At 49.3% G+C, this 20,674-nt stretch carries 21 protein-coding genes, 1 rRNA gene and 1 pseudogene; 12 read left to right on the forward strand and 11 right to left on the reverse strand.

The genetic code is table 11. The annotated features are described in order from the left end of the window. Position 1: 1 nt before the first annotated feature. The 4 genes from LVQ77_RS17200 (at position 2) to xis (ending at position 1,882) form a co-directional block, all read left to right on the forward strand. On the forward strand, positions 2–667 hold the full coding sequence (locus tag LVQ77_RS17200; RefSeq protein ID WP_232905090.1) for an ATP-binding protein: 666 nt from the start codon (positions 2–4) through the stop codon (positions 665–667). A 15-nt stretch (positions 668–682) separates the two neighbouring features. Continuing rightward, positions 683–1,393, forward strand: coding sequence for a single stranded DNA-binding domain-containing protein (locus LVQ77_RS17205; protein ID WP_232905091.1), 711 nt, complete (start codon positions 683–685; stop codon positions 1,391–1,393). A 4-nt stretch (positions 1,394–1,397) separates the two neighbouring features. Further along, positions 1,398–1,550: a DUF1317 family protein gene (locus LVQ77_RS17210; protein ID WP_232905092.1), complete on the forward strand. Its 153-nt coding sequence runs from the start codon at positions 1,398–1,400 to the stop codon at positions 1,548–1,550. A gap of 62 nt (positions 1,551–1,612) precedes the next feature. Continuing rightward, complete coding sequence (gene xis / locus LVQ77_RS17215; protein WP_232905093.1) at positions 1,613–1,882, forward strand: excisionase Xis; 270 nt, start codon at positions 1,613–1,615, stop codon at positions 1,880–1,882. On the opposite strand, the gene LVQ77_RS17220 is transcribed toward xis, so the two are convergent. From LVQ77_RS17220 to rseD, 6 genes and pseudogenes are all read right to left on the reverse strand, one after another. Further along, complete coding sequence (locus LVQ77_RS17220) at positions 1,860–3,116, reverse strand: tyrosine-type recombinase/integrase (protein WP_232905094.1); 1,257 nt, start codon at positions 3,114–3,116, stop codon at positions 1,860–1,862. The two genes, xis and LVQ77_RS17220, sit on opposite strands and share 23 nt — an antisense overlap. Before the next feature lie 450 nt (positions 3,117–3,566). Continuing rightward, a complete protein-coding gene (rseC, locus tag LVQ77_RS17225) occupies positions 3,567–4,046 on the reverse strand; it encodes a SoxR-reducing system protein RseC (protein WP_232905095.1) in 480 nt (159 codons plus the stop codon). After that, positions 4,043–4,999: a sigma-E factor regulatory protein RseB gene (rseB, locus tag LVQ77_RS17230; protein ID WP_232905096.1), complete on the reverse strand. Its 957-nt coding sequence runs from the start codon at positions 4,997–4,999 to the stop codon at positions 4,043–4,045. The genes rseC and rseB overlap by 4 nt, the downstream gene beginning before the upstream one ends. Continuing rightward, positions 4,999–5,646, reverse strand: a complete 648-nt coding sequence (gene rseA, locus LVQ77_RS17235; protein WP_064513130.1) for an anti-sigma-E factor RseA — start codon at positions 5,644–5,646, stop codon at positions 4,999–5,001. Before rseA ends, rseB begins: the two co-directional genes overlap by 1 nt. Before the next feature lie 31 nt (positions 5,647–5,677). Continuing rightward, positions 5,678–6,253 (reverse strand): RNA polymerase sigma factor RpoE, encoded by a 576-nt coding sequence (rpoE, locus tag LVQ77_RS17240; protein WP_034459318.1) that lies wholly within the window; start codon positions 6,251–6,253, stop codon positions 5,678–5,680. 22 nt (positions 6,254–6,275) lie between these two features. Next, positions 6,276–6,365 (reverse strand): annotated as a pseudogene (gene rseD, locus LVQ77_RS22505) (rpoE leader peptide RseD); the annotation flags it as partial. 322 nt (positions 6,366–6,687) lie between these two features. On the opposite strand from rseD, the gene nadB reads away from it, so the two are divergent. Next, positions 6,688–8,304 carry an L-aspartate oxidase gene (gene nadB, locus LVQ77_RS17245; RefSeq protein WP_232866055.1) on the forward strand — a complete coding sequence of 539 codons (1,617 nt, stop codon included), beginning with the start codon at positions 6,688–6,690 and terminating at the stop codon, positions 8,302–8,304. Here the strand turns inward: nadB and trmN are convergent. After that, a complete protein-coding gene (gene trmN, locus LVQ77_RS17250; RefSeq protein WP_064560373.1) occupies positions 8,289–9,026 on the reverse strand; it encodes a tRNA(1)(Val) (adenine(37)-N(6))-methyltransferase TrmN in 738 nt (245 codons plus the stop codon). The genes nadB and trmN overlap by 16 nt on opposite strands. 133 nt (positions 9,027–9,159) lie before the next feature. Between trmN and srmB the strand changes: the two genes are divergently transcribed. Next, positions 9,160–10,482: an ATP-dependent RNA helicase SrmB gene (gene srmB / locus LVQ77_RS17255; protein WP_232866054.1), complete on the forward strand. Its 1,323-nt coding sequence runs from the start codon at positions 9,160–9,162 to the stop codon at positions 10,480–10,482. A 144-nt stretch (positions 10,483–10,626) separates the two neighbouring features. Here the strand turns inward: srmB and grcA are convergent, their stop codons facing one another. After that, entirely contained in the window at positions 10,627–11,010 is a 384-nt protein-coding gene (gene grcA, locus LVQ77_RS17260; RefSeq protein WP_232866052.1) for an autonomous glycyl radical cofactor GrcA, read from the reverse strand. A gap of 320 nt (positions 11,011–11,330) precedes the next feature. Between grcA and ung the strand changes: the two genes are divergently transcribed. Beyond that, a complete protein-coding gene (gene ung / locus LVQ77_RS17265; protein ID WP_232866050.1) occupies positions 11,331–12,011 on the forward strand; it encodes a uracil-DNA glycosylase in 681 nt (226 codons plus the stop codon). 54 nt (positions 12,012–12,065) lie between these two features. Here the strand turns inward: ung and LVQ77_RS17270 are convergent, their stop codons facing one another. Next, a complete protein-coding gene (locus tag LVQ77_RS17270; RefSeq protein WP_064513145.1) occupies positions 12,066–13,127 on the reverse strand; it encodes a tRNA/rRNA methyltransferase in 1,062 nt (353 codons plus the stop codon). 210 nt (positions 13,128–13,337) lie between these two features. Between LVQ77_RS17270 and trxC the strand changes: the two genes are divergently transcribed. From trxC to LVQ77_RS17295, 5 genes are all read left to right on the forward strand, one after another. Continuing rightward, a complete protein-coding gene (gene trxC, locus LVQ77_RS17275) occupies positions 13,338–13,757 on the forward strand; it encodes a thioredoxin TrxC (RefSeq protein ID WP_034461817.1) in 420 nt (139 codons plus the stop codon). A gap of 72 nt (positions 13,758–13,829) precedes the next feature. Then, the gene (locus LVQ77_RS17280) at positions 13,830–14,531 is read left to right on the forward strand and encodes a tRNA-uridine aminocarboxypropyltransferase (protein WP_232905097.1); all 702 of its coding nucleotides are present in this window, start codon (positions 13,830–13,832) and stop codon (positions 14,529–14,531) included. Between the two features lie 32 nt (positions 14,532–14,563). Further along, positions 14,564–17,224, forward strand: a complete 2,661-nt coding sequence (locus LVQ77_RS17285; protein WP_232905098.1) for a bifunctional acetate--CoA ligase family protein/GNAT family N-acetyltransferase — start codon at positions 14,564–14,566, stop codon at positions 17,222–17,224. Positions 17,225–17,338: 114 nt separating this feature from the next. Further along, positions 17,339–18,694 (forward strand): CDP-diacylglycerol--serine O-phosphatidyltransferase, encoded by a 1,356-nt coding sequence (gene pssA / locus LVQ77_RS17290; RefSeq protein WP_151995835.1) that lies wholly within the window; start codon positions 17,339–17,341, stop codon positions 18,692–18,694. Between the two features lie 59 nt (positions 18,695–18,753). Further along, on the forward strand, positions 18,754–19,077 hold the full coding sequence (locus LVQ77_RS17295; RefSeq protein WP_232905099.1) for a YfiM family lipoprotein: 324 nt from the start codon (positions 18,754–18,756) through the stop codon (positions 19,075–19,077). Here LVQ77_RS17295 and LVQ77_RS17300 read toward each other — a convergent pair. Beyond that, positions 19,074–20,378: an MFS transporter gene (locus LVQ77_RS17300; protein WP_232905100.1), complete on the reverse strand. Its 1,305-nt coding sequence runs from the start codon at positions 20,376–20,378 to the stop codon at positions 19,074–19,076. The two genes, LVQ77_RS17295 and LVQ77_RS17300, sit on opposite strands and share 4 nt — an antisense overlap. Before the next feature lie 216 nt (positions 20,379–20,594). Further along, positions 20,595–20,674: ribosomal RNA gene (gene rrf / locus LVQ77_RS22510) — 5S ribosomal RNA — on the reverse strand; the annotation flags it as partial.

Genomic DNA, 20,674 nt, shown 5'->3' on the forward strand with positions numbered 1-20,674 from the left:
CATGGCGATGATGACGCTGGTACTTGCTGACTCTGGCTACGGGAAAACGTATAGCCTCCGCAACGTTAACCCGGAAGGCGCAATTCTGGCCCGCTGCATTCGTAAAGCTCTGCCGTTCAGAAATAACGGATGGAAGCTACACGGAAAGCGCCTGCCTGATGGCTCTGTCCAGAAGGGAAATGTTGTCGATATTCGTGATGCTCGCCATCTGTTTTCAGTCATTCAGAACCTGGCTAACAGTGGTCGCCGAATGCTCATCATTGATGATTTCCAGGCAATCATGCAGCACGAAAACATGAACCGGGCATACGAGACTGGCTATACGAAGTTTACCGAAATGGCAGAACACGCATGGCGCATCATCGAAGCCGCAACCCAGTTGCCTGAAGACTTCCGCGTTTACTTTCTGGCACACACGGAAGAAAGCGAAGGCAAGGTGCGCATGAAAACGGTCGGCAAAATGCTGAATGAAAAACTGACGCCAGAAGGCTACTTCCCGATTGTACTGCGCATCGTCAAACGAGACGGCAAACACCTCTTCTTACTGAAGGGTGACGACAACGACACAGTGAAATGTCCACCGGACCTCTTCGGTCATGGCGTGGTGGATATGGATAACGACTTGGCGGCGTTCGACAGCGCCATTGCAGAATTTAGCGATTTATAAGAGAGGATCGAAACAATGATGAATCAACCTATGGCTTTCACCTGGAACCAGCAGGCATCAGATGCAGCATTGAAGGCGGGCGCATCCGCAGGCATTACAGATACCGGCGCATACGAAGGAACAGTGGTTTCTGCGATTTATGAATTTGGTAAAGATGGCAGTCAATCGCAAGCACTGGTTCTTTCTCTCGACTCAGATGGTCAGAAGGCAAACTTCCTGCGCATTAACTTCCTCGGCCGTGATGGCGCACCTACTTTCGGCATGGGTTTGATTTCTGCGCTGATGTGGGCTGCACAAGTTAAAGACGCTCAGCCGCAGCAACGTCAGAGCCAGAACGGGACCGAGTGGTTCTTACCTGCTATGGAAAGCAAACGTGTGGGGCTGTTCCTGCAAAAAACCCTGACGTCAAAACAGGATGGCAGTGACAGTTACAAATTCGAAGTTCGCCATGTATTTCAGCCAGGCACGCGCCTCACCTATAAGGAATATTGCGAGAAAACACCGGCTGAAACTATCTCAACACTGGAACGCACAGTTAAAGATAAGGACGACCGTCACGCAAACGGGAATGGTGGCCAGTCTCGCGGAGGCTGGGGCGCGCCACAACAACCGCAAGGTGGCTGGGGTGATCAGAACGGCGTGGCCACAAGCCGATTGCAGCAGGCTGCGCATCAGCAGAATGCCCAGACTCAATCGCCACAGTTCGACGATGACATTCCATTCTAGGGTTATGGAAAACGTTCACGACGATATCCGGGTGGGGGCTATTCGCCTCCCCTGGCTGGAATCAAAACAGGGCTGGTTATTGCCATGGGGTGAAACCACCAGCAATCCCTTAACGGCACAAAAGCTGGCTGAAGATCTGAACGAGAAAAATCAGTAGTACTGGTTTGATTTTGAACTATCAATTATGTCGGCCCCACAGGGGGCCAAAGTGAGGACGCTATGACTGATAATGAGAGCTGGATGGACACGAAGCGCGTTTGCGATTTCCTGTGTATCTCAACGCGCACGCTGGCCCGTTACCGAAACAAATCGGAAAACCCATTCCCTGAGCCTGATTACTCATGCATGGGAGCTTCAAATCGTTGGAAGCGTGCGCAAGTAGTTGCATGGCAGACGGCGGAACAATCCCTGCCAAAGCGTAAGCCTCTCGAGCACATTCATCGCGAGCGAGATATCAAAGGGCGCGTTACATCGCTTCGCGCGGTTTGAACTCAATAACGTCAGGCTCAACGATGCTCATGAGCCTGGCCCACCACTTCCCGTACGCTTCCCGCATTTCGTTTATATAATTGTGCTTGTCATATACAGCCCATACGCCAGGTAATTTGTGGCCAAGCATGATTTCGGCAATATGCGGTTCCGTCAGCTCTGAAAAGTTTGTTCGGGCAGTCCTGCGAAGATCATGAATAGAAAAATGAGGCACGTTCTCGCTGTAAGCCTTTAACATAAACACTCGCAAATTATTGCTGATGCTCAGGTGAAAGGTCTCTGTCATTGGCTTATCACCATAACGTGAGAAAACAAACTTGCCTGGCTGTTCCGGTTTGTCCGGTGCGCATGGCGTTAGCTCCATTGCTCTACTGATAAGCGGAACTATCTCTGGAAGTATTGGACGGATGAGAGGCTTCTTCGTTTTACGTCCGGTTTTATGGTTCTCTGGCGGTACCGTCCATATCCCATCTTCAAAGTTGAAGTGCGAGCGTTCTGCCAGGCGAAGCTCTGCGATACGGCATCCCCATAACAGGCTCAACTTCACAATGATCTTGTTCCGCTCCATCAGGCGAGAATCTTCCACAGCGCGCCAAACCAGCGCTATCTCATGACGTGAAAGAGTTCGCTCACCGATCTTCTTCTCAATGCCAAAATCCTGCCCGGATAATTCAGAGAGAGGGTTTTTCTCAAGCACTTGTCGTTTAACTGCCCACGAATAGCATTGCTTCCCATTACTGATAACCCTGCGGGTAATTTCGCTATAACCTTCTGCCAGGCGATCCAGAACTGTTAGCCAGTTATGCAGAGTCAAATCCTCCGCTGGGTACTTTCCGATTTTTGGGAAGACGTGTAGTTCAAACGTTCGCAAGATTTGATCTGAAGTCTTTTTCTGAATGCACACAATGCCGTGCCATTCGCGAAACAGTTCTTCGAATGAATATCGAGAGTTAACTTTGGTTTTGTTCAAACTCTGGCGAATGCGCGGGTTCTCGCCACGGGCAAGAACGGCGGCCCATTTCTCAACTTCTTCTCGCGCAGCTTTAAGGCCAAACGCTGGATAGTTGCCGATAGTCATCTTGTCCTGTTTACCCAGGAACCGGTAGCGATAGAAGAACGTCACCGCGCCTTTTTTACTGACACGAACCCACAGCCCGTCACGGTCTGCTTTCTCTTCTACTTTATCCCGATCCTTGCCGAGACAAGCCTTTAGATAACTATCTGAAATTGCCATACAAAAACCCCGCTCGTGTCCACGGTGGACACGCTCTGATGTGTCCATCATAGAATATGGACACAGCGGTGGACACAAAAATGTTGGCTTATCGTGTCTTAGGTTCGCAAATGAATGTGAGGGAATTGGTTGGAAGGTGCTGCTATGGCTGGGATTTTACGAGGAATTTGACTGAGGGTGGCAGATGGTGACTTAGTGGCAATTATCGATGTGGGCAATAATAGAAAAGTTTCGTATATTCTTCATAGTTAGAGGTTTTATGCCTTACAAATCCGGGAAAGCTCGGCGCAATGCGCTGTACAGAGCATGATGTCAATGGCTGTCTTTTGCCTGAAACGCCGCATTCTACACTACAACGAGAAAGCGAGGAAACAGGTCATCATGCAAGCGTAGCTGAGTGATGAAAAGCCGGTGGAATGTGTGTCAAATAGATCGTGGGCAGAAGAGGCTTCACCGATTGTCCGCAGAAGTAACCGTTTCGACTCTCAGTGCATCAGGCGGCAGAGCAACGCTTAAAATAACAGGCTGCCAGGTTTCACGACGACTGAGCTTCAAAGAGAGGCCGCGCGCGATAAGAAAACCGCCAACCCCACCCAGCAACGCACCACAAATCGCTGCAAGGTTTGTCCCAAACAGGGCCTGGAAGAGAGCTGAAACCAGAAATAAACCGACCAACGGTGACATGTAAACCAGTAAGGCAGAACCAATCAGGCTACCTTCAGCAATGCCCAATTCGACTTTTTGACCGGCCACCAGCGGCGTATCACACGCAACTGATAAGGTGTGATTGGTTTGCGGGCCAAGCTTATTGAGTATGCGACTACCGCAGCCAGCGCGTGAAGCACAGCTGCTGCATGACGCTTTTACATCACAGCTCAGCAATGCTTCACCTTTTTGCCAGGAGACAACTGTTGCCCACTCTTTGATCATTGCGCAGCCTTGAATTTGATACTGTCAGCAATACGTTTTGCTGTTTGCGGAGGTAATTCACCCACAATGGTGATCTCAGTTTTGTCACGAACCTCAGAACTGACCGTACGGCGACCCGTGCGTAATAGCTGATCGGTACTATTACTTACAGCGCGGCTAATGTTTACTGAGAAGCTAAACAAGCCATCAGAATAGAGACGTGATTCAATCGGGGCGTCAACAGTTGGCAATGGACGACGGCTGCTGGATACCTCGCTAAAACCTTGTGGCAACCAGGTCGGTGCCCAGGAGAAATTGACTTTCTCAGCACCTGGAACCGACAGCAATGGCGGTAAATTTGCCTTTGCCAGACTTTGCATCATGGTATTTGCTTCTTTGCTAACGTTGAAAGAAATAACGCGGAATTGTTCCAACGTTTCGCCATCACGATCCAGCAAATCAACACGCAGTGGTAATTTGGTTTCAGAGTCCATCCAAACCATATAGCTGTAACGTGTACCGTCTCGTGCCACAACACGAATGACTTCACACAGGCGATCGGCTATACGTGTACGTCCAACAGAGATGAAGTCGTAATAAGGGGTGAGACGTTTGAAATCGGTGTAGACGATTGATGGGAGCGAATCAACGATGTAATCCCCAGTGAGCGTAAACGGCTCAAGTCCTGGTTCAAAATAGCTGATTTCACTGCCACGCTGGACAACCTCACGACGTGGGCCATCCATCTGAAGCAATTGAGCAAGCGGACGATTATCAAGCCTTGCATGTCGATAGCGTAAAGACTCTATCCCCTGCTTATTAATGCTGATAAATGCCAACTCATAATTGAGTGACTGACTTGCCTGGTTCATCTGCTGCAACAATGCCCCGGACGAAACAGTGTCCGCCGAGGCATTTGAGGTGAACAACAGGCTGCTTGTCATAAGAGACAGGGCATACCAAAGTTGCTTCATTACTGCGATTGAGTTCCTAAAGTTTGGTTTCCTGGCACTTGTACCGCAGCTTGCTGGGTTTGTGCCTGTTCAAACTGGAGTTGCTCGGCGTGTAAACGACGCTGCAATTCGTAATCTTGCAACATGGCATTGATACGTCGACGCTGTTCCTGTACCTGCTGCTGACCTGTGCTGGCTGTGCTGTCAGACGGCACACCCAAACTTACCGGACTCGCTTTACCCATCATCGGCAAGGTGTTAAACACCGGAGCCTCGGGCTGAGCAGGGTTGTCAGACTGACCATTATAGTGCTGCACCCCGACGATTACCGCAAGCGATACGCACGCTGCAACGCCCATTTGGGTGAGTTGGCTTGCCCACGGACGAACCTTATTCCAGAATGACATTTTCTGCCATTGCTGAGGTTCGGGCTGCTGTTCAGTAATGAGTGGCGTGACATTACGCACTGGCTCATTTTCAATCGCGGCCATGACATTGGCTGCAATATCAAAATGAAGTAATTCACTGGTATCGCCGCGCATAGTATCGCGGATTAGGTGGTAGCTCTCCCAGCTGTTCTGCAATGTTTTGTCCTTCGACAAAGTACCGAGCAGTTCGCTATCCAGAGTTTCCCCATCCATTAAAGCGGAAAGCTGTTCTTTCTGCATGCCTAATTACCCTTCCAGTAACCCGCTATCGTCAACGCCTGATTAGCGGTTGAACTTTATTATCAATAGCTTCCCGTGCACGGAAAATACGAGAACGTACAGTCCCTACTGGGCAATCCATGATGACGGCTATTTCTTCATAGCTCAAACCATCCAACTCCCGCAACGTAATTGCCATGCGTAAATCTTCCGGGAGTGACTCAATAGTACGGAAAACTATTTGTCTCAGTTCTTCAGACAACATTAAGTTCTCAGGGTTCGATATTTCTTTCAATGCGCTGCCACTTTCGTAGTTTTCCGCATCAATTGCGTCCACATCACTTGATGGAGGACGGCGTCCCTGAGCAACAAGATAATTTTTTGCCGTGTTGACCGCTATACGGTACAACCATGTATAAAACGCGCTATCGCCACGGAATGAATCCAGCGCACGATAAGCTTTAATGAAAGACTCCTGCACCACATCAGGAACATCTCCTGAAGGTACATAGCGGGAAACCAGACTCGCCACTTTATGCTGATAACGAATTACCAGTAAATTGAATGACTTCTGATCTCCCTTCTGGACCCGTTCGACGAGGACTTGATCCGTTAACTGCTCGCTCATCCGAGGTAATGTCTCCCCAAACCTATTTCCACGCGTAATTGAAAAGCCACCCGAACTCTGCATATCTGAGCAAGTTCACGGTTGGAGCGCTCGATTTGAGCAAAGTTCCGTTACGCCTTTGTTTTCCTGATCTGTTCCACGAATTATCTCTTCTTGATTATAAGTTTCGTGGCACAAACCGTGACACCTTTTTTATCCTAAAAGGCGATCGCTAAACTGCTTGCAGAGTATCGCATGAATCATGATTTTTCATCAGAAAATCTGCCACTAACATCGGACCTGTAACAAATATGGCTTATTCAGCACATAATTCAGATGAAACTGAGATCTTCAGCTCTTTTGTTTAGTTCATATAACACTGGATTAAAAAAAGCGTGTTAGAGCCCACATCGGGTGATATGCTGGCCCAACCTTTGTTTAGTAAATTAAACACGATGAACGCAAATTCCGAACTAGCTTGTGATGTATTAATCGTCGGTAGCGGAGCTGCTGGCCTCTCTCTTGCTTTACGGCTTGCCGAAAACAGCAAAGTTATTGTTCTGAGTAAGGGCCCAATCAATGAAGGCTCAACTTTATATGCTCAGGGTGGAATCGCTGCTGTGTTCGATGAAACGGACAGTATTGATTCACATGTAGAAGATACTCTCATCGCAGGTGCTGGAATTTGTGATCGTGACGCGGTGGAGTTTGTCGCCAGTAATGCACGCCACTGTGTGCAATGGCTAATCGACCAGGGCGTGCTGTTTGACACAGAGGTCCAGGCAAATGGTGCGGAAAGCTACCATTTGACTCGTGAAGGTGGGCATAGCCATCGCCGAATTCTTCACGCAGCTGATGCCACAGGTAAAGAAGTTGAAACCACGCTAGTCGGTAAAGCGCTGAGCCATCCTAATATTCGCGTTATTGAACGCAGTAATGCTGTCGATCTTATTGTCTCGGACAAAATCGGCCTGCCGGGCACGCGCCGTGTTGTCGGTGCCTGGATTTGGAACCGTAACCGCGAAAAAGTAGAAACTTGTCGGGCGAAAGCTGTGGTCCTTGCCACCGGTGGCGCATCAAAGGTTTATCAGTACACCACAAACCCGGACATCTCTTCAGGTGACGGTATAGCCATGGCCTGGCGAGCGGGTTGCCGTGTAGCAAACCTGGAATTCAATCAGTTTCACCCTACCGCTCTGTTCCACCCGCAAGCGCGCAACTTCCTGCTGACCGAAGCATTGCGCGGTGAAGGTGCCTATCTCAAGCGCCCGGATGGCACTCGCTTTATGCCTGATTTTGACGAGCGTGGCGAACTGGCACCGCGCGATATCGTGGCACGCGCCATCGATCATGAAATGAAACGCCTGGGTGCAGATTGCATGTACCTGGATATCAGCCACAAGCCGGAAGAGTTTGTGCGCCACCATTTCCCAACTATCTATGAAAAACTGATGGGCCTGGGTATCGATCTCACCAAAGAACCCGTGCCGGTAGTACCCGCTGCGCATTATACCTGCGGTGGCGTAATGGTAGATGAGAATGGCCGCACTGATGTTGACGGGCTTTATGCTATAGGCGAAGTGACATATACCGGCTTGCATGGCGCAAACCGTATGGCATCAAACTCATTGCTCGAATGCCTGGTTTATGGCTGGTCTGCAGCGGAAGATATAATGAAGCGCATGCCTTATGCGCGCATTTCCCGCTCTTTACCTGACTGGGATGACAGCCGTGTAGATAATCCGGATGAACAAGTTGTTATCCAGCACAACTGGCATGAACTTCGTCTGTTTATGTGGGATTACGTCGGTATTGTGCGCTCAACGCGTCGTCTGGAACGCGCATTGCGCCGTATCACCATGTTGCAGCAAGAAATCGACGAGTACTACGCCAACTTCCGTGTCTCGAACAATTTGCTGGAACTGCGCAACCTGGTGCAGGTTGCTGAGTTGATTGTGCGCTGCGCCATGATGCGGAAAGAAAGCCGGGGTCTGCACTACACGCTGGACTACCCGGATTTAGCCGAAAACTCAGGGCCAAGCATTCTCTCGCCACTCTACATAAATAAATAGAAATCCTGGGTCAGGCTGCAGTAGCCTTCTGAATATTGCTGGTCTGGCCCACGAATCGTTAATCGATCGGTATAATATTCACCGTCTGTCGGTGACAGCGCCAGCATGACACGATGCGGCAAGCGCGTTTCGTTATCAGCAACGTCGGTACGATAACGAACATGCCATCCCTGCTTTTTAGCCAGTTCAGTAAACGCCGTTCCCGCCGTTTCAGGCATGATCACACAGAAAAAACCGTCTTCCGTAATTAACTGCGTTGCGCTGTTTAACAACGCGCTATGATCCAATGTCGTGGTGTAGCGCGCCTGTGCTCGTTCTGCCGATGCACAATTGCTGCCCTGCTCAAAGAATGGCGGGTTACTGACAATCAGCGAATAGCGCTGTGTCGCCTGCTCGGCCCATTCACGGATATCTGCACAATGCACAGTTATGCGCGGGGCCCACTGGCAACCTTTGGCATTTTCCGCAGCTTGCTCAGCGGCAACAGGATCAAGCTCCACAGCATCGATTGTGACATTATCAGGTGTGCGTTGCGCGAGCATCAGCGCCAACAAACCACTACCTGTACCGATGTCCAGCACGCTAGTCACGTTTGCAACAGGCACCCAGGCGCCAAGCAGTGTGCCATCTGTACCGACTTTCATTGCGCATCGATCGTGCGCGACAAAGAACTGTTTAAAGGTGAATCCATCACGACGCAATACTGCTTTTTGACTGCACATCTTAGCTACCCTATAGAGAAACGGGTGTAGCATAGGGGAAACTCGCTGCCAGGAAAAGCGTCAGTTACCCACACAAACAGATGAAGATCGCAGCCATAACGTCTATAATCGGCGCCCTACATAGAGGAAGACCATGACTGTAACCACTTTTTCCGAACTGGAACTTGACGAGAGTTTGTTACTCGCGCTCCAGGACAAGGGCTTTACCCGCCCGACAGCTATTCAGGCTGCCGCCATTCCACCTGCACTTGAAGGGCGTGATGTCCTCGGTTCCGCGCCAACCGGTACCGGTAAAACAGCCGCTTATTTGCTGCCTGTGTTACAGCATTTGGTCGATTTCCCGCGTAAGAAATCTGGCCCACCACGTATTTTGATCGTCACGCCAACGCGTGAACTTGCAATGCAAGTGGCCGATCACGCTCGTGAACTGGCAAAACATACTCATCTTGATATCGCAACCATCACCGGTGGCGTGGCTTATATGAACCACGCGGAAGTGTTCAGCGAGAACCAGGATATTGTTGTTGCAACGACGGGTCGTCTACTGCAATACATCAAAGAAGAAAACTTTGATTGCCGTGCGGTAGAGACACTGATTCTTGATGAAGCCGATCGCATGTTGGATCTGGGCTTTGCGCAGGATATCGAAACCATTGCTGCTGAAACACGCTGGCGCAAACAAACCATGTTGTTCTCCGCAACGCTTGAAGGCGACGCGATCAAGAACTTCGCAGAGCGTTTGTTAGAAGATCCGGTCGAAGTTTCTGCAACCTCCTCAACTCGCGAGCGCAAGAAAATCCACCAGTGGTACTACCGCGCAGACAACGTTGAGCACAAAACTGCACTGCTGGTGCATTTGCTTAAGCAGCCAGACACTACACGTTCAATCGTGTTTGTCCGTAAACGCGACCGTGTGCATGAACTGGTTGCATGGCTTCGTGAAGCGGGAATCAACACCTGCTACCTCGAAGGCGAAATGGTGCAGATGAAGCGTACCGAAGCTATCAAGCGTTTGACTGATGGCCGTGTGAGCGTGTTGATTGCGACCGATGTTGCCGCTCGTGGTATCGATATTCCAGAAGTGAGCCACGTGTTCAACTTCGATATGCCGCGTACTGCTGATACCTATCTGCACCGTATAGGGCGTACAGGCCGCGCGGGTCTCAAAGGCACCGCAATTTCTCTGGTTGAAGCGCATGACCATTTGCTGCTGGGCAAAGTCACGCGTTACATGAAAGAACCAATGAAATCGCGTGTAATTGATGAGCTGCGCCCAACGACTCGTGCGCCAAGTGAGAAACTCACTGGTAAGCCGTCGAAGAAAGTGCTCGCAAAGCGCGAAGAGAAGAAAAAAGACGAGAAAGAAAAACCGCGTGTGAAAGTTCGTCTGCGCGATAAAAAGAATGTCGGGAAGCGCCGAAAACCTAGCAGTGCTAAAACCGAATCAGCTGAATAAATCGTCAGTGAATATAAAAACCGTCTCCATTGAGGCGGTTTTTTTACGATCTGAGTTAGGTTTTTAACCGTTTAATAACTGTTATTAAGCCAAACCCATAAAAAAGCCGGCGCATGAGCACCGGCTTTTTAAATGCTTTAGAAATTACAGGCTAGCAGTGAAAGTACGAGCAATAACGTCACGCTGCTGTTCTGCAGTCAGTGAGTTGAAACGCACCGCATAACCAGACACACGGATGGTCAGCTGTGGGTATTTTTCTGGGTGCTTAACAGCATCTTCCAGAGTTTCACGACGCAGCACGTTCACGTTCAGGTGCTGACCACCTTCCACACGAACTTCAGGTTTTGCTTCAACTGGGATTTCACGATATTCGATTTCACCCAATTTGCTTACTTCTACAACTTCGTCTTCTGCAAAGTCAGCTTTAGCACAAACACAACGTGCTTCGCCTTTCTCGCTGTCCAGCAGCCAGATTGAGTTCAGGAGGGAATCATTTGCAGCTTTAGTAATTTGGATACCAGTAATCATTTTATTTCTCCCTATGGGCTAATTTTGTGATTCTATTTCGGGCCATAAGCTGGCTCATTGGTAAAACCATTGTTGCGTTACTGATCTTTATACTAGCCAAAGTCGCTTCAAACTTTGATTTAAATCAATTAAATCCATGCCTACAATGTGGCTATGATATCATTTATTTGTTTTACATCAACTTAGCTCATCTCGTTCTAATTAAAAAATATGTAAATTTTCAAATTTTTTTAGGTTCCTGCGCCTATAGACGCTCAACCATTTTGCTTAGTAGAAAGAAGTGGTTAAGCTAACATCATTCCTAATCGCAGGAGAGCGAGATGACTACCCCCCTCACGTGGCACGACGTGCTGGCGCAAGAAAAGCAGCAACCCTATTTCACAAATACCCTGGCAACCGTTGCCGAACGGCGAGCAGCCGGTGTAACTGTTTATCCGCCTCAGAAAGATGTGTTCAACGCTTTCAGGTTTACTGAGCTGGGTGATGTGAAAGTCGTGATCCTTGGTCAAGACCCTTACCATGGCCCAGGACAGGCGCATGGGCTAGCCTTTTCTGTGCTTCCCGGTGTTGCAGTGCCGCCATCATTAGCCAACATGTATAAAGAATTACAGACCGATATTGCTGATTTTACGCGGCCAAACCACGGCTATCTGGAAAGCTGGGCGCACCAGGGCGTATTGTTGCTCAATACTGTACTAACTGTTGAAGCAGGCAATGCGCATTCGCATGCGAAACTAGGTTGGGAGACGTTCACGGATAAAGTGATAGCGCTTATCAACGAACACTGTGAAGGTGTGGTCTTTTTGCTGTGGGGTTCGCACGCGCAGAAGAAAGGTAGCTTTATCGATCGCAATCGCCACCATGTTTTACAAGCCCCCCATCCTTCGCCTTTATCAGCACATCGTGGGTTTATGGGCTGCGGTCACTTCTCTAAAACTAATGAGTATCTGACAGAGCGCAACCAACCAGCGATTAACTGGACGCCGGTATTGCCAGATTAAAGAGACAAAAAAGCCAGCTTTCGCTGGCTTTTTAAAGCTGTCATTAACAAAGCATCACGCTTTGTTTTGACGCCACCACTCAGAGAGCAACACACCGGTTGCTACTGATACGTTCAGGCTTTCGACATTACCAGTACCGGTAATCGCCACGCTCATATCAGCATTTTCGAAGGTTGCATCGGAAACGCCTTCGCGCTCCTGACCTAACACCAGAACCATTTTCTTCGGCAACTCAGCTTTGAAAAGCGGAGTTCCTTTGTGGCTTGATGTCGTGACAATCGCATAACCGGCTTTACGGAATTGCTCCAGGCCGTCTTCGAAAGTCTCGCCGCTGATGGCTTCAACATGCTCCGCACCGCCTTCAGCAGTACGAACAGCAGCACCAGACTCCAGCATTGCCGCATCTTCCACCAGCAAACCTTTCACACCGAAGTGTGCACAGCTGCGCATAATGCCGCCAAGGTTGTGCGGGTTAGCCACGTTTTCCAGAGCCAGTACACAATCTTCTTCACCAGCTTTAGAAAGCCAGCTATCAACTGTGATACCACGACGCTTTTTAATGATGAAGCAAACGCCACCGTGGTGCTCAGTACCTGATGCTTTCACTAACTCAGCATCATCTACCACATGGTAGGCTTTACGGTTTGCTGCCATCCAACGTAATGCTTCTTTGAAACGCGGAGTCACGCTCTGGACAAACCAGGCGCGTACGATGCAATCAGGGCGGCTCAGGAACAGCGCCTGGCAAGCATTTTCGCCGTAAACACGAGTTTCTTCCGCACGCTGGCGGCGAATCACTTCAGGATCAACAATTGGTCTGCCATTGGCACCCATTTGCTCGCCTGCTTCAACTACTTCTTCTCTTGGCGGTCGTGAAACCGTACGCCACGGGTTATCACCGCGATCGTCACGATCATCACTACGATTCCGATCACGCCCGGCGCCAGGCTTATCATCGCGACGTGGACCACGACGGCCCTCACCCCGTGACGGTGCTGCAGGACGCCCACCACCTTTACCTGTGCGCGGGTTTTGGCTGCGTTTTTCGCTGTCATCGTCACCGCGGACATACATCACTTTGACTTTGCCGCTTTTACCTTTAAATTCGTCGTTCATTCTTCTCTCCACCTGGCTGAGCGCGTGGCGCGCAGATTACCCGATGTGGCACGGCTTAGCCATTAACTTTGGTCAAAAGCCAATAACTATTATATCCATCGAATAAATCACTTGGCTGGTACTCTATTAATCGCCGATAATATTTAACATATAAGAAACATTACTGACGAGTTGACTGTTTTCAGACAACGTATCCTTTAGAGGTTAGCTATGAATACCGTTTGTGCCGCCTGCCAGGCGATTAATCGCATCCCCGATGAGCGTATTGACGACGGTGCGAAATGTGGTCGTTGTGGCCATGAGCTTTTTGATGGCGAAGTGATTAATGCCACCAGCGAAACGCTGGATAAACTGCTGCAAGATGATTTGCCCGTGGTTGTGGATTTCTGGGCTCCGTGGTGTGGGCCATGTGTGAACTTTGCGCCAATTTTTGAAGATGTGGCGGAAGAACGTAGCGGCAAAGTGCGTTTTGTGAAAGTAAATACAGAAGCAGAACCTGCACTTAGCGCACGTTTCCGTATCCGCAGCATTCCGACCATTATGGTGTTCAAAAAAGGTGAAATGGTCGACATGCTAAACGGCGCGATGCCTAAAGCACCGTTTGATAGTTGGCTGAACGAAAACATCTAATTTCACGGGCACGTTTCTTGTGCCCGAATGCTTCATCTACGTTAGAATGGCGTTTTTAAGCTTGTTTATCTGATGACTGAAAACGCCGTCCTACGTCTTCGTGCCGAACGCCTGGCGCGTGCAACCCGCCCTTTCCTTGCTCGTGGTAACCGCATCCGCCGTTGTCAACGTTGCTTGCTGCCGCTAAAACAATGCCTGTGCGAAACACTACAGCCGCAGAATGCGCGTAGCCGTTTCTGCCTGGTGATGTTCGACACCGAACCGATGAAGCCAAGCAACACCGGGCGACTCATTGCAGATATTTTGCCGGATACCGAAGCTTTTCAGTGGTCACGAACCGAACCATCACAGGCACTGCTCGATTTAGTCAGTTCACCAGACTATCAACCGATGGTCGTATTCCCCGCATCTTACGCAAGCGCTGGGCGAGAAGTACTGACAACGCCACCTAAAAGTGGCAAACCACCGCTTTTTATCATGCTCGATGGCACCTGGACTGAAGCGCGTAAGATGTTCCGCAAGAGCCCTTATCTGGATAATCTTCCGGTCATTTCAGTGGATTTGAGTATTGTCTCGGCTTACCGACTCCGTGAAGCTCACGCGGACGGGCAATACTGCACAGCAGAAGTCGCAGCAGCATTGCTCGCACTTGCAGACGACGAGCACGCAGCTGTTGGCCTCACAGAACATTTCACGCTTTTTCGCGAGCGATATCTGGCAGGCAAACCCCATCATCAGTCCAGCATCACAGCAGCAGAGACAGAAAGCGTTTAAACTCACTGAGTTAATTCTCAGGGGAGAGAGCTATGAGTCAACGTGGGCTGGAGGCGCTACTGCGCCCCAAATCAATCGCGGTTATCGGGGCTTCTGCAAAAATAGACCGCGCAGGCTACTTAATGATGCGCAATCTCCTGGCTGGAGGCTTTAACGGCCCGGTAATGCCTGTGACACCCAGCCATAAAGCGGTTTGCGGCGTTCTTGCATGGCCAGATATCGCAAGCCTTCCGTTCCCGCCCGATCTTGCCGTCATTTGTACCAACTCAAAACGTAATCTTGAATTACTGCAAGCCTTGGGTGAAAAGGGCTGTAAAGCCTGCATTATCCTCTCCGCTCCGCCTGAGCAACTACCTGAATTATTAGCCTGTGCCACTCAATGGCAAATGCGTTTGCTGGGGCCAAACAGCCTTGGCTTACTTGCGCCATGGCAAGGACTTAATGCGAGTTTCTCACCCGTACCCATTCAGAAAGGTAAGCTGGCTTTTATTTCTCAATCAGCGGCAGTTTCCAACACAATTCTGGACTGGGCCCAGCAGCGTGAAATGGGCTTCTCATGGTTTATCGCGCTCGGTGACAGTCTGGATATTGATGTTGATGAGTTACTGGATTATCTGGCTCGCGATACCAAAACCAGCGCTATTCTGCTTTATCTCGAACACCTGAGCGATGCCCGACGTTTTGTTTCAGCGGCGCGAAGTGCTTCGCGTAACAAACCGATCCTGGTAATTAAAAGCGGTCGCAGCGCCAAAGCACAAGAACTGCTTAAAACCCATCTGGGGCTTGATGCTGCATGGGATGCAGCCATTCAACGAGCAGGTCTTTTACGCGTTCAGGACACTCATGAGCTGTTCTCGGCGGTAGAAACCCTGAGCCACATGCGGCCACTGCGTGGCGAGCGTTTAATGATAGTCAGCAATGGCGCTGCCCCTGCGGCGCTGGCACTGGATGAGTTATGGCTGCGTAACGGTAAGCTAGCGACGCTGAGTGATGAAGTTCTCAATAAGCTAAAGAGCGCTTTGCCCGTAAGTGTTGAAAGTGGCAATCCACTGGATCTCCGCGACGATGCGACTCCTGAACGTTATTTGCGAGCCATCGAAATATTACTGGATAGCCAGGATTATGATGCCCTGATGATCATCCATGCCCCGAGTGCTGCGGCCCCCGGGACGGTAAGCGCCACCGCGTTAATCGACTTAATCCACAAACATCCTCGCGGCAAATACATCACACTAATAACCAACTGGTGTGGTGAATTTTCCTCTCAGGAAGCCAGACGGTTATTCAGTGATGCAGGCATTCCTACATACCGCACACCTGAGGGCGCGGTAACAGCATTTATGCATATGGTGGAATATCGTCGAAACCAGAAACAGCTGCGTGAGACACCAGCGTTACCTGCCAATCTGAAAGCCAATGCCAGTGAAGCTCATGCCCTGCTGCAACAAGCACTGAACGAAGGAGCCACTTCTCTCGATACCCATGAAGTGCGCCCTATTTTACAAGCGTACGGGCTAAACACTCTGCCAACCTGGATTGCCAGCGACAGTGCAGAAGCCGTGCATATTGCCGAGCAGATTGGGTATCCGGTCGCATTGAAATTACGCTCCCCTGATATCCCGCATAAATCTGAAGTTCAGGGTGTGATGCTTTACCTGAGAACCGCCACTGAGGTTCAGCAAGCAGCTGATGCGATTATTGATCGAGTTAAAATGACGTGGCCGCAAGCTCGTATCCAAGGGTTGTTGGTTCAAAGCATGGCTAACCGTGCCGGTGCCCAGGAGCTGCGCATCGTCGTTGAACATGACCCAGTCTTTGGCCCACTTATTATGCTGGGCGAAGGTGGCGTCGAGTGGCGCCCCGATCAGCAGGCTGTGGTGGCCTTACCACCACTCAATATGAATCTCGCCCGCTACCTCGTTATTCAGGCGATCAAAAGCGGAAAAATACGTGGGCGCAGTGCATTACGCCCGTTAGATGTGCCTGGTATTAGCCAGGTGCTGGTGCAGGTTTCAAACCTGATTGTGGATTGCCCGGAAATCCGCCGTCTGGATATTCATCCGCTTTTAGCCTCCGGTAATGAGTTCACACTCCTGGACGTGACCTTACAGCTCGCTAAATTCGAGGGGGATGCAGAAACTCGGCTGGCAATCCGGCCCTATCCTTACCAGTTGGAAGAAGATGTCATCCTCAAGAATGGTGAACAGTGCCTGTTCCGCCCAATTCTTCCGGAAGATGAACCGTTGCTACAACAGTTTATTTCGCGGGTTACCAAAGAGGATCTCTACTACCGCTACTTCAGTGAGATCAACGAATTTACCCATGAAGATTTAGCCAATATGACCCAGATCGACTACGATCGAGAAATGGCTTTTGTCGCTGTTCGCCAACTGAATGGTGAGAGTGAGATCATCGGTGTTACGCGCGCGATCTCCGATCCCGATAATATTGATGCCGAATTTGCCGTACTTGTGCGTTCTGATTTGAAGGGTTTGGGATTGGGTCGCAGGCTGCTGGAAAAACTGATTGCCTACACGGGTGAGCATGGGCTCCAGAGATTGAATGGCATTACGATGCCGAACAACCGTGGCATGGTCTCATTAGCTCGAAAACTAGGATTTGATGTCGATATACAACTGGAAGATGGCATCGTAAGTCTGACTCTTCCATTGATAAAAAGCATAGATTCGTGAGTAAGGTACTGGAAAACTTACTCACTTTGCGGGTTAGTAGTGGTATTATCAGCAGGTTCTGACGTCTGGATTTTGCAGAAGGCCATCCAATGAATAGAGAAGATACGCACTGTGATGTTGTCTAAATTTAAACGTAATAAACATCAACAACACCTTGCCCAATTGCCGAAGCTTTCTCAGTCAGTTGATGATGTAAAGACCCTTTTCTCCCCAGCGGATTTCCGTGAAGTTCTGCTGCAAAAAATTGCGAGCGCAACTCGCCGCATCTGTATTGTAGCATTGTATCTTGAACAAGATGATGCTGGTAAAGCCGTGTTAACCGCGCTCTACCAGGCAAAACAGCAACGCCCGGAAATAGAAGTGACCGTTCTGGTGGATTGGCATCGCGCGCAGCGAGGCCGTATCGGAGCCGCCGCGACCAATACCAATGCTGACTGGTATCATCGTATGACCGAGGAATATCCCGGCGTAGATATCCCAGTTTACGGCGTGCCAGTGAATACGCGTGAAGCATTGGGTGTTCTGCATTTCAAAGGTTTTATTGTTGATGATTGCGTGATTTACAGCGGCGCCAGTGTGAATGACGTCTATCTGCATCAGCATGATAAATATCGTTATGACCGCTATCAGGTTATCTGTAACCCGCAGCTTTCCGACATCATGTATAACTGGATGCAGGAAAATCTGGTACATGGTCGTGCGGTACATCGCCTGGATAAGCTACACAGGCCAAAAAGCCCGGAGATTAAAAACGATATCCGTCTGTTCCGCCAGGAACTACGAGATGCCAGTTTCCATTTCCAGGGTAATGCAGATAACGAACAACTTGCCGTTACGCCTTTAGTCGGTTTGGGTAAAACCAGTCTGCTCAATAAAACCATCTACCATTTGATGCCGTGTACCGAGCAAAAACTGGTTATCTGTACGCCTTATTTCAACCTGCCTGCTGTGCTGGTACGTAATATTATTCAGCTCTTACGTGAAGGGAAACAGGTTGAGATTATTGTCGGTGATAAAACGGCAAATGATTTTTATATTCCAGAAGATCAACCCTTTAAGATTATCGGCGCCCTGCCTTATCTCTATGAAATCAACCTTCGCCGCTTCCTGAGCCGCTTGCAATACTACGTTAACAGCGGGCAGTTGATTGTTCGCCTGTGGAAAGATGACGATAACAGTTACCATCTAAAAGGCATGTGGGTCGATGATGAGTGGATGCTTCTAACGGGTAATAACCTTAATCCAAGAGCGTGGCGTCTGGATCTGGAGAACGCAATTCTGATTCATGATCCTAAACAGGAACTCACTGTCCAGCGTGACCACGAATTGGATCTGATCCGCACACACACTACAGTCGTTCAACATTATCGTGATCTACAGAGTATTGCGGAATATCCCGTTAAGGTGCGTAAGCTCATTCGCCGCCTGCGCCGTATACGTATAGATCGTTTAATCAGTCGTATTCTGTAGTTCATCGCTATACTGAAAAGCCCTGCTTGCAGGGTTTTTTTGTAGCCAGAGGATCATGAATGCTACGTCTTTTACTCCCTTCAGTATTACTTCTCAGCGGTTGCAGCCATATGGCGCAAGATCAATGGTCAGGCCAGGATAAAGCGCAGCACTTTATCGCATCGGCTATTTTATCCGCAGCAGGGAACGAATATGGCCAGCATCAGGGCTGGAGTGACTCCCGTAGTGCGAATTTTGGCTTCTTATTTTCGGTAAGTCTTGGGGCCACGAAAGAATTATGGGATAGCCGCGCAACTGGAAGTGGATGGAGTTGGAAAGATTTCACATGGGATGTAGCCGGTGCAGCCACCGGCTATGCAATATGGCAATTCGCTAAATATTAGAGTTTGATGCCCTTCCCTTTGCGGTGTAGCAATAGCGATACCAGAAACGCCAGCGCCCCCATTCCTGAGACATACCAGAAAAATGCAGTCTCCATTCCGATGGATTTAAGTGAGAGTGCAACATATTCAGCCGACCCGCCAAACAAGGCATTTGCAACCGCATACGACAGACCAACACCTAATGCACGCACCTCAGGTGGGAACATCTCGGCTTTCAAAATACCACTTATTGAAGTATAAAAACTTACGATCAGCATCGCGAGAATAACCAGACCGAATGCGGCATAAGGTGAGCTAACGCTTTGTAAAGCAGTCAGAATTGGCACTGTCATCACCGTTGCCAGGCCACCAAAGCAAAGCATCGAATTTCGACGACCTATTTTGTCGGATAACGCACCAAAGAAGGGTTGCACCAACATAAAGATAAATAATGCGAAGGTCATTAATGCACTGGCTGTGTTGGCATGCATACCTGCGGTATTTACCAGGTACTTCTGCATGTAAGTTGTGAAGGTATAGAAGCTTAGCGATCCACCGGCTGTGAACCCGAGTACCATAATAAAGGCTCTGCGGTTTTTCCAAAGCCCACCCAGAGTCCCTGCATCTTTGTGTTCCCGGGTCGCTTTATCTGAAGTTTCATCTAATGAACGGCGTAAATAGAGAGCGACAACGGCAAGTACTGCGCCCAGAGCAAAAGGTATTCTCCAGCCCCATTCACGCAACTCTCCATCACTGAGAACTTGTTGAAGTACAACCACAACGAGTAGCGCTAACAGTTGCCCACCAATGAGTGTTACGTATTGAAAAGACGCATAAAAACCTTTCCGCCCTTCTACTGCAACTTCACTCATATAAGTTGCACTTGTACCGTATTCCCCTCCAACAGATAGCCCCTGAAATAAACGTGCCAGCAACAAAAGTGCCGGTGCCCAAGTGCCAATCGAGGAATAACTAGGCAAACAGGCGATTACCAGAGATCCAAAACACATCATGCAAACAGAGATGAGCATCGAGTTTTTACGCCCGTGCTTGTCTGCAATATAACCAAACAGCCAACCACCAATCGGACGCATTAAAAAACCTGCGGCAAATACCCCGGCAGTTTGTAGAAGTTGTGTTGTGCTATTGCCCGAAGGGAAGAAAATATGTGCAAAGTAGAGGGAACAGAATGAGTAGACATAGAAATCAAACCATTCAACCAGATTCCCTGATGAGGCTCCCACAATTGCCCAAATACGACGGCGTGTATCTGAACCTGTCAGCGTTCCGTTGTCCTGATGTGTTGTTGCTGCTTCAGTCATTTTTTAATCCCCTGTCTTCCTGAATAAGCGTAAAGCCCAAAGATCCAGTAAAGCAGGTGATTATTTAGATGCTATTCAGAGTTGTCTGTTTCAAGGTAGTTGCATCAATAATTGTGAGCAAGCTAATCTTTTTATCTATAAGTCGGTGAAGTTTCATAAATCACACAAAACAAAAAAGCCCCATGCTTTCGCATGAGGCTTGTTTGTTTATTTGGAGCCTGGCAGTTCCCTACTCTCGCATGGGGAGACCCCACACTACCATCGGCGCTACGGCGTTTCACTTCTGAGTTCGGCAT

The sequence above is a fragment of the Buttiauxella cochleicola genome (assembly GCF_021282435.1).
Classification (GTDB): Bacteria; Pseudomonadota; Gammaproteobacteria; order Enterobacterales; family Enterobacteriaceae; genus Buttiauxella; species Buttiauxella massiliensis.